At 65.3% G+C, this 8185-nt stretch carries 11 protein-coding genes; 5 read left to right on the forward strand and 6 right to left on the reverse strand.

Going from position 1 to position 8185, the window contains the following annotated elements; genetic code table 11:
- Positions 1–562, forward strand: a 562-nt coding sequence (locus WEA77_RS01615; protein WP_368066127.1) for a substrate binding domain-containing protein, incomplete at its 5' end; no start/stop codon positions are given.
- Positions 563–598: 36 nt separating this feature from the next.
- On the opposite strand, the gene WEA77_RS01620 is transcribed toward WEA77_RS01615, so the two are convergent.
- Complete coding sequence (locus WEA77_RS01620) at positions 599–1435, reverse strand: prephenate dehydratase (protein WP_368066128.1); 837 nt, start codon at positions 1433–1435, stop codon at positions 599–601.
- Between the two features lie 166 nt (positions 1436–1601).
- On the opposite strand from WEA77_RS01620, the gene WEA77_RS01625 reads away from it, so the two are divergent.
- On the forward strand, positions 1602–2339 hold the full coding sequence (locus WEA77_RS01625; RefSeq protein ID WP_368066129.1) for a cytochrome c family protein: 738 nt from the start codon (positions 1602–1604) through the stop codon (positions 2337–2339).
- A gap of 34 nt (positions 2340–2373) precedes the next feature.
- On the opposite strand, the gene WEA77_RS01630 is transcribed toward WEA77_RS01625, so the two are convergent.
- The 3 genes from WEA77_RS01630 to WEA77_RS01640 are packed head-to-tail and all read right to left on the reverse strand — an operon-like array spanning position 2374 to position 4305.
- Positions 2374–3057, reverse strand: coding sequence for a GNAT family N-acetyltransferase (locus WEA77_RS01630; RefSeq protein WP_368066130.1), 684 nt, complete (start codon positions 3055–3057; stop codon positions 2374–2376).
- Positions 3054–3899 (reverse strand): NlpC/P60 family protein, encoded by an 846-nt coding sequence (locus tag WEA77_RS01635; protein ID WP_368066131.1) that lies wholly within the window; start codon positions 3897–3899, stop codon positions 3054–3056. Before WEA77_RS01635 ends, WEA77_RS01630 begins: the two co-directional genes overlap by 4 nt.
- 25 nt (positions 3900–3924) lie before the next feature.
- Positions 3925–4305: a MarR family transcriptional regulator gene (locus tag WEA77_RS01640; protein ID WP_368066132.1), complete on the reverse strand. Its 381-nt coding sequence runs from the start codon at positions 4303–4305 to the stop codon at positions 3925–3927.
- Between the two features lie 140 nt (positions 4306–4445).
- Between WEA77_RS01640 and WEA77_RS01645 the strand changes: the two genes are divergently transcribed.
- Entirely contained in the window at positions 4446–4937 is a 492-nt protein-coding gene (locus WEA77_RS01645) for a transcriptional repressor (protein ID WP_368066133.1), read from the forward strand.
- Positions 4934–5857 carry a thioesterase family protein gene (locus WEA77_RS01650; RefSeq protein ID WP_368066134.1) on the forward strand — a complete coding sequence of 308 codons (924 nt, stop codon included), beginning with the start codon at positions 4934–4936 and terminating at the stop codon, positions 5855–5857. Before WEA77_RS01645 ends, WEA77_RS01650 begins: the two co-directional genes overlap by 4 nt.
- On the opposite strand, the gene WEA77_RS01655 is transcribed toward WEA77_RS01650, so the two are convergent.
- The gene (locus WEA77_RS01655; RefSeq protein WP_368066135.1) at positions 5854–7041 is read right to left on the reverse strand and encodes an aromatic amino acid transaminase; all 1188 of its coding nucleotides are present in this window, start codon (positions 7039–7041) and stop codon (positions 5854–5856) included. The two genes, WEA77_RS01650 and WEA77_RS01655, sit on opposite strands and share 4 nt — an antisense overlap.
- Positions 7042–7174: 133 nt before the next feature.
- Here WEA77_RS01655 and WEA77_RS01660 point away from each other — a divergent pair, with 133 nt between their 5' ends.
- On the forward strand, positions 7175–7462 hold the full coding sequence (locus tag WEA77_RS01660) for a DUF1330 domain-containing protein (RefSeq protein ID WP_368066136.1): 288 nt from the start codon (positions 7175–7177) through the stop codon (positions 7460–7462).
- A 146-nt stretch (positions 7463–7608) separates the two neighbouring features.
- On the opposite strand, the gene WEA77_RS01665 is transcribed toward WEA77_RS01660, so the two are convergent.
- Positions 7609–8185: 3-oxoacid CoA-transferase subunit B (locus WEA77_RS01665; RefSeq protein ID WP_368066137.1), on the reverse strand; the 577-nt coding region annotated here is incomplete at its 5' end.

Consider the following 8185-nt stretch of genomic DNA (forward strand, 5'->3'; position numbering starts at 1 on the left):
GAACATCCGCGTGGACCTGATCTTCGGTGATGCGATCACGGATCTCGTGGCGGAGGGCGTCGACATCGCTTTCCGGCTCGGCGAGCTGCGCGACTTGAGCCTGATGGCGAAGAAGGTCAGTGAAGCGGCGCAGGTGGTCTGGGCCTCACAGTCCTATCTGGACCGGCGCGCCACCCCGCAGCATCCGTCCGACCTCACAGAGCAGGGCGCGGTCGTCTTCCGACACAATCGCCATACCGTCTGGGAGCTCAGCAAGGGTAACGAGACTATCGAGGCGCGTGTCGACGGACCGTTCCGCGCCTCCTCCGGCAAGACGCTGCTGGAAGCGGCAGCCGGCGGCCTTGGCCTGATGCTCGCGCCCGCCTGGCTCGCTTGCGAATGCACCGGCGAGATCCGCCTCGTCCGTGTGCTGGCGGACTGGCAAGGGCCCGGCCTTTCGATCCATGCAGTGCGGAGTTCAGGAAAGCTGCGCGGCAAGGCGACGCTGTTCATCGACCATACCGAACCGGCGATCACGGCGGCCAGCGGCCTGACACGGCTGGAAGTGGCGCGGGCCACTTAACCGCTCTCCCGCATCGCAGGAAAGGAGGGCCTTAGTTCAAAGCGCCGCGTTCACGGTCTTCCGAAACACGCCGAGGATCTTCAGCGACTGGGAGAAGAAGCCGAGTTCTTCGAGCGCGAGCTGGACCGGGCGTTCATCGGGGTGGCCTTCGATCTCGGCATAGAACTGCGACGCTTCGAAGGAGCCGCCGGTGAGGTAGCTTTCGAGCTTCGTCATGTTGACGCCGTTGGTGGCGAAACCGCCAAGGCCTTTGTACAGGGCGGCGGGGATATTGCGCACTTCGAAGAGGAAGGCCGTCTTCGCCGGGCCATCGCCTGCGTCGATGTCGGCGGGGGTGCGTGACATGATAACGAAGCGGGTGGTGTTGTGGGCGGCGTCCTCGATATCCTCGGCGAGGATTTCGAGCCCGTAGACTTCGGCGGCAAGGCGCGGGGCGATGGCGGCGACGGCAGGGTCACCCAGCTCGGCCACTTCGCGGGCGGCGCCGGCGGTGTCTGCGGCGGTGACCGCTTCGATGCCATGCCTGCGCAGGAAGTTGCGGCACTGGCCGAGGCCCATGATATGCGAGCGCGCCTTCTTCACGTCTGTCAGTTTCGTGCCCTTCAGGGCCATCAGCTGGAACCGGATCGGCAGGTAGTATTCGCCTGTGATGTGCAGCTGTGTGGAGGGTAGAAGGTAATGGATGTCGCCGACCCGGCCGGCGATGGTGTTCTCCACAGGGATCATGGCGAGGTCCGCCTCGCCCTTCTCGACGGCGATGAAACAGTCCTCAAAGGTGCGGCAGGCCATCGGCACATGGGCCGGAAAGGCCTCGCTGCAGGCGATATGCGAGTTCGCGCCCGGTTCGCCCTGATAGGCAATTTTCTGGCTCATTGAGGAAATCCCTGCCCTGCCCCCCCATTCCGACATGCGTCTGATCGCCGCGACGATGGGGGGAAGCGCCCCGGAGAGGCACCCGTTATATTGTGTGCACCCGGTTAGCGTGCCAAAAGGCGCGCGCCAAGACACAAGTAACGGAATAGATTCGAAGGATTGCCCCATGGGAGAACTCGGTCTCAACAAGATCATGGGCGCCCTGCTCGCCACAGCCCTCGTCATGATGGGCCTCGCGACCCTGCCAAGCCTTGTGTTCGGCGGCGGCGATCATGGCGGCGACCATGAAGAGCCTGCAACCCTCAGCGAAAAGATGTGCACGCAGTTCCATTACTGTGTCGAAATCGCCGAAGCAGCCTCGGCCGGCGCGGCGGAGGAAGTGTTTGATCTTGGCGCCGCGCTTGCGGGTGCCGACATCTCGCGCGGCGAACGCACCTTCGCCGGCCAATGCGCGACCTGCCACACCATCGCCGCCGGCGGCGCCAATGGCACTGGCCCGAACCTGCACAACACTGTCGGCGCCGACAAGGCTCGCGTTGCCGGCTTCAACTATTCCGGTGCCCTCTCCAACGCCGAAGGCGGTTGGACCTATGAAAACCTCGACGCCTGGCTGAAAAGCCCCGCCGGCTACATGCGCGGCACCTCGATGTCCTTCGCCGGCATCAAGCGCGACGCGGACCGCGCCAACGTGATCGCCTATCTCGCCGCCAATACGGAAGGCGCCCCCGCGTTCCCGGCGCCGATGGCCGCGCCCGCGCCGGCAGAAGGTGAAGCCGTTCCGGCCGAGGGCGAAGCTGTCCCAGCTGATGGTGAAGCTGTCCCGGCCGAAGGAGAGGCCGCGCCGGCGCAAGGCCAGGCCGCTCCTGCCGAAGAAGCGCCGGCGGAAGAAGTCCAGCCGACCTGATCGCCATTGCATTCCTGAAACTGAACCCCTGGCGCTAGCCGGGGGTTTTTGTTTGGGGGCTGGTCTGGATCAAAGCCAGCTGCCGGCCCTTGCCCCGGAACATCTTATCGAGCCGGGGGTCACCGGCGCCCTGGGCGTAGACATTCTGGTAGATGCTGGAGAGGGCGCAGCGCAGGTGGTGCGCGGCGAGATGGTTGCCAGGAGCGCCGAGGACGAGCAGGCTCATGCGCGGCGCGGGGCCATAATGATCGAGCGGCAAAATATAGTCGAAGCCTTGCACTTCGCGGCAGCCAAGGCGGCGATAGAACTGCTTGCGCTTGAGGCGGATAGCGCGCTCGGCCTCGCTGACATCCTCCGCTTCTGAATCGACTTCGATCAGGAGCTGGGTCGCGCTGTCAAAACGGGTCGCCTCGAAGGATGCGGTGAACAGGGCCGAACCAATACCGCCGCTGCGCGCCGCGGGCGAGACAGCTAGATATTCGAGTAGCATGATGTTCTGTGCCCGGTCCGCAAACAGGATCGACACGCCGAGCGTTTCAGCGCCGCGCGTGAAGGCCCAGAAGCGCACGTCCTCGCGGCCGAGGCCCGCAAGAATTTGGGCGCGCGTCTTCTGCTCCGCGCGCGGAATGGATGCTTCATAGAGCGCAAAGGCCTCGCGGAAGAGACGCGTGCGCCGGTTCGTTACCCGCGTCAGGACCGGGGCGTCCAGGCCGGTCACCCGGCCTGCAGCCAGTCCGGCGTTCCGGTGGCCGCCAGCGCAACGCGGCGCACGCCGGTCACCTCGCCAGCAACGCTCCGTATGCGCGCTATCGCCTCGGCGAGCGGTTCGCGTTCGACCGCGACATGCCAGGCATTGGCGTGCAGCAGCGTCTCCGGCGAGGTCATCAGGCCAACATGGCCTTCCCAGAAGACCAGATCCCCGCGCCTGAGCGCGCCGGGGGCCTGCCAGTTAGCGACGGGCTCACCTGCCAAGGCCGCCTGCATGTCAGAATCGCGCGGCAGGATCACACCGCAGGCTTCGAAGGCCTGCTGGACGAGGCCGGAACAGTCGAGCCCGAGGCTTTCGCGCCCGCCCCAGAGATAGGGCGTTTCGAGATAGCGTTCGGCGACCGAGACGGGATCGGGTTCGAAGGCATCCAGCGGCGCAAGGTGGTGGCGGTGGACCCAGCCGGCGCGGGCGCACTCCGTCCACAGACCATCGGTGCGGCCGGTGGCCGCCACGCGCGCGCCAAGGCAGACCATGAAGCGCGGGGCGGACTTTATGTCCGGCTCGGAGAAACAATAGGTGCGCAGCGCATTCACCTTGTGTGTTTGCGCAAGGACCGGCGCGGAGAGCGCGTCCATGTTGACCCAGCCCACATAATGGTCGCGCACGAGCTGGCAGAGGCCGAACTCGCCGTCTTCGCGGAACACATCGACCAGTTCGCCATGTAGCGCCTGCGTGCCGAGGCGGCCATCGGGCGCTGGCGTCTCGCGCACGGCGGCGACCCCGGCGGTGACCTGATAGCGCACGCACGTGCCGGACGGCCGGGCAAGGCGCGCATGGTTGAAGGACAGCATGGCAGGCAGCTCCGAGGCAGAGGCCTCAGGCTGCGTTGGAGCGCTTGGCCGAAGGCTTTCCGCCTGCTTCTTCGCCGGAAGAGGCCGCGAGGACAAGGCGGGCGAAGCTGCGCAGGTAGGTCATACCGTCCGGGGTGCGCTCGATGAAGATGGAGCGCAGGTCCGAATCGTCCGGCAGGCGGCGGATGAAGTTCAGCCGCTCCAGCGCGTCCAGTGCCCGCGTGATCGCCGGCTTGGCGACGCCCAGATGCTCGGCAAGCCCCCGAACGGTGTGCGGGCCGGGCACCAGCGCCACCGACATCAACACGGCCTGCTGGCGCGCTGTCAGGTCCGGTGCGTCCGAGCGCACCGAGGCGGTAACCGCCTTGCGCCAGAGTTCGAGCCCGTCCCGTTCGGATAACTGCATTGCCTGAGGCCTCCACACCGCGCCCGGCCCCCTGGCCCGGCTCGCGTAATAAGAGAATCTCAAGTGATTTGCCGGGGCCGTCCAGACCCGGAAAACCGCCCGCCCCTTCACATACGGGCCGAAACATCCGAAATAGAGGCATGGCCAGTTCCCAATCCCATACCCATGCCCACGGGCACGCCAATACACCGTGCAGTCCGGCCGATACCGAGGCGTTCCTGCACGAGGCGGAAGCCCTTGTGGTGCGCCAGGGCCAGCGGATGACGCGCATTCGCCGCAAGGTGCTGCGGCTGCTGCTGGAAAATGCCGGGCCGGCGAAAGCCTACGACCTTCTGGCGAACCTCGACGGCGAAGGCGCGGCCAAGCCGCCGACCATCTACCGGGCGCTGGATTTCCTGCAGGAGACCGGCCTCGTCCACAAGATCGAGAGCCTCAACGCCTATGTTGCCTGCGGCCATACGAGCCATAGCCACTCAGCCGTATTCCTGATCTGCGAGGCCTGCCACAATGCGGAGGAACTGCACGCCACCGCCACCAGCGACGCCCTCAGGGCCGAAACAAAAGGCGCCGGCTTTCGCATGACCCGCGCGGTCGTCGAAGTGCGCGGCACCTGCCGGAACTGCGCGCCGTGATCCCCCTCTGGCAAGGCAGCTGCAACCAGTGGGACTGCGACGAGATGGGGCACATGAACGTGCGCGTCTATGTCGAGAAGCAACTGGAAGGCCTCGTCGCGCTCTGCCATGCGGCGGGCATGCCGAATGCCTTCCGGCCAAATTCTCCGTCCACTGTTTCTCCCGTCGACCAGCATATCCGCTTCATCCGCGAAGTCATGCCTGGCAGGCCACTGAAGATGAGTGGCTGTGTGCTCGAGATCGGCGAAAGTGATGCGGTCATCTATCAGGAACTGCGCCATGCCGACGGTACGCTGTCGGCGGCCTTCCGCACACGGATTGCTCATCTTGACACAGCCGAAAGCAAGGCCTTCCCCTGGTCGAAACGCGTATTGGCGAAGCTGGAAGGGCTGAAGGGCGAGACGCCGGACGAGGCGAAGCCGCGCTCGTTTGATCCGGATGCGCCGGGACTGCCGGTCGACGAGATCACGCTGGCGCGGGTCGAAGAGGTCGGCGCGCCGCGCATAGGCCTTGGCGCTGTGCCGGCGGTGCATTGCGGCGCGCATGGCTGGATGACGCCCTCCTGGATCATCGGGCGCGTATCGGACTCGGTGCCGAACCTGCTGTTCGACTGGCGCACCCGCGTCGGCGCGAACGCCGGCGGGCGCCGGATGGGCGCGGCCGTTCTGGAATACCGCCTGCGCTATCACCGGATGCCGGGCGAGGGCGACCAGTTCGTGGTGCACACGTCTCTCGGAAAGGTCGCCGGCAAGACGCATAACCTGATCCACTGGGTCATGGACCCGCAGACCGGTGGGCCCTGGGCGACGTGCGAAGTCATCGCGATCTCGCTGGATCTGGATGCGCGCAAGGCGGTCGAGGCGCCGCCGGAGATGATTGCGGAGCTGGAGAAGATCGCGCCGCGGGGCCTGAGTATCTAGAGATAGCCCGCGAGAATTTTCCCAAGCACCGGAATGTCCTTGGGGTTCAGCCCTGCAATGTTGATGCGGCCTGACGACGGCATGTAGACGCCGTGCTTGTCTCGCAGTTCCACCGTCTGCGCTGCCGAGACCGGCAGCTGCGAGAACATCCCGTTCTGGGCCTTCAGGGCTGCGAGCGCGTTCGAGCCGGTGGCGGCGACCAGCGTGTCCGAGAGCGAAGCACGCAGACCTTTCATCCGTGTACGCATGGCGTTCAGCTCGGTTTCCCATTCGGCGCGCAGTTCGGCGTCTCCGAGAATGGCGGCGACGATCCCTGCCCCATGGGCCGGCGGCATCGACCAGGTGGCGCGGCCATTGTCGGCAACATGCGTGGCGGCGGCGGTGATGGCGGCCTGCGTTTCGCCGAGAACGAGGAAGCAGCCCGTTCGCTCGCGGTAAAGGCCGAAATTCTTGGAACAGGAATAGGCCACCATCGCCTCGCCTGCCTCATCCATGAAGGCGCGCACGCCGTCCATGTCGTGCGCGAGGCTCTGGGCGAAGCCGTGATAGGCAACGTCCAGCATTACGAGGAGGCCTTTCTCCTTTGCCATGGCGCCGAGGGCGCGCCAGTCGTCTACATGCGGATCAATCCCGGTCGGGTTGTGGCATGGGCCCTGGATGATGACGCCGTCGCCGGCTTCGGCGGTGGATAGGTCTGCCAGCATGCCAAGGCGGTAGAATTCGCCGTCGCGGGCGTAGGCGTATTCCATTACCTCGAGGCCGAGGGATTTCACCACGTTCGGATGGTTCGGCCAGGTCGGCTTCGACACCCAGACGCGGTTGGTGCCGGTACGCCGCATCAGGCTGACGCCCTGAAAGAGCGCGCCGCAGCCGCCCGGCGTGGTGAAGGAAATCGTGCGCCCTTCCTGGCGGGCGGGATGGTCCTTGCCGAAGACGAAATCCTCGATGTAGCCGCAATAGTCAGTATTGCCGCGCGGGCCTTCATAGACTTTCGTGGCCTGCGCGGCGAGCAAGCGGGCCTCGGCCTTCTTCACCGAGGTAAGGATGGGAGTTTCCCCGGCCTCGTCTTTGTAGACGCCGACGCCGAGATCGTACTTGTCACCCCGAGGATCGGCGCGGAAGGCCGTCATCAGGCCAAGCAGCGCATCGGGCGGCAGGGTGGAAAGTTCGGAAAAGTGCGACATGGGGAGCATCCGGAAGAGATGCGGAAGACCTAGCGGCTTTTGGGGGGACGTGAAACCCTGCGACGCGGGGGAAACGATTGTGCCGGCCCCGGAGTTGGCGAATGTTGCGCATGCCAATCCAAGGGAGAGTTCCATGACCGCTTATGTAATCCTGATCCGCGAGAAGCTGCGCGACGCTGAAGCGATGGCGAAGTATGGCGCTGCAGCCGGCGCGGCGCGCGGTGACCATAAGATCACGCCGCTGGCTTTCTATGGCAAGCATGAGGTGACTGAGGGCGCCGCCGCTGACGGTGTGGTGATCCTCGCCTTCCCGACGATGGCGCAAGCCAAGACCTGGTACGAGAGCCCGGAATATACAGCGGCGAAAGTGCACCGGTTCCAGGCGGCGGATTACCGGGTCTTGTTTGTCGAAGGGGTGTAGGCGGATCGCAGCGAAGAGGGCGCAGCGCCCCGGACCCTCACCTCCCACGCCTTCAGCGCGGGCCCCTGCTCTCCCATTTCATGCGAGGGGTTGGTGCGCCGCCTCTTGCTCGTCTCCTGCCTCGCGGGAGAGGAGAGACCCATAGCTCAGCTATCGGAGGTGAAGGGCTTTCTTTCTATCTGAGAGACCAGTGTCGCCTCTGTCTTCGACTTCACTTCGTCCAGCGTGACGCCGGGGGCGAGTTCGATGACCTTCAGGCCGCCGGAGACGACGTCCATCACGCAGAGGTCTGTAATGATGCGTTTGACGACGCCCTTGCCGGTGAGCGGCAGGGTGCAGGCTTTCAGCACCTTGGATTCGCCGGCCTTGTTGGCATGATCCATGACGACGACGATGCGTTTCACCCCGGCGACGAGGTCCATGGCGCCGCCCATGCCCTTCACGAGCTTGCCGGGGATCATCCAGTTTGCGAGGTCGCCGTTCTCGGCGACTTCCATGGCGCCGAGGATGGCGATGTTGATATGACCGCCGCGGATCATCGCGAAGCTGGTGGCGCTGTCGAAGAAGCTGGTGCGCGGCAGCGTGGTGATTGTCTGTTTGCCGGCATTGATGAGGTCGGCGTCTTCCTCTCCCTCATAAGGGAACGGGCCCATGCCGAGCATGCCGTTCTCGCTTTGCAGGGTCACGTCCATGCCGTCGGGGATATGGTTCGCCACCATCGTC

Source organism: Hyphomonas sp., from assembly GCF_040882205.1.
Classification (GTDB): Bacteria; Pseudomonadota; Alphaproteobacteria; order Caulobacterales; family Hyphomonadaceae; genus Hyphomonas.

Bases quoted from the DNA above. Each gene is read 5' to 3' on its own strand.
- WEA77_RS01620 (WP_368066128.1), bottom strand. From the start codon at position 1,435: ATGAGCCAGAAAATTGCCTATCAGGGCGAACCGGGCGCGAACTCGCAT.
- WEA77_RS01625 (WP_368066129.1), top strand. From the start codon at position 1,602: ATGGGAGAACTCGGTCTCAACAAGATCATGGGCGCCCTGCTCGCCACA.
- WEA77_RS01635 (WP_368066131.1), bottom strand. From the start codon at position 3,899: ATGCTGTCCTTCAACCATGCGCGCCTTGCCCGGCCGTCCGGCACGTGC.
- WEA77_RS01640 (WP_368066132.1), bottom strand. From the start codon at position 4,305: ATGCAGTTATCCGAACGGGACGGGCTCGAACTCTGGCGCAAGGCGGTT.
- WEA77_RS01645 (WP_368066133.1), top strand. From the start codon at position 4,446: ATGGCCAGTTCCCAATCCCATACCCATGCCCACGGGCACGCCAATACA.
- WEA77_RS01655 (WP_368066135.1), bottom strand. From the start codon at position 7,041: ATGTCGCACTTTTCCGAACTTTCCACCCTGCCGCCCGATGCGCTGCTT.
- WEA77_RS01660 (WP_368066136.1), top strand. From the start codon at position 7,175: ATGACCGCTTATGTAATCCTGATCCGCGAGAAGCTGCGCGACGCTGAA.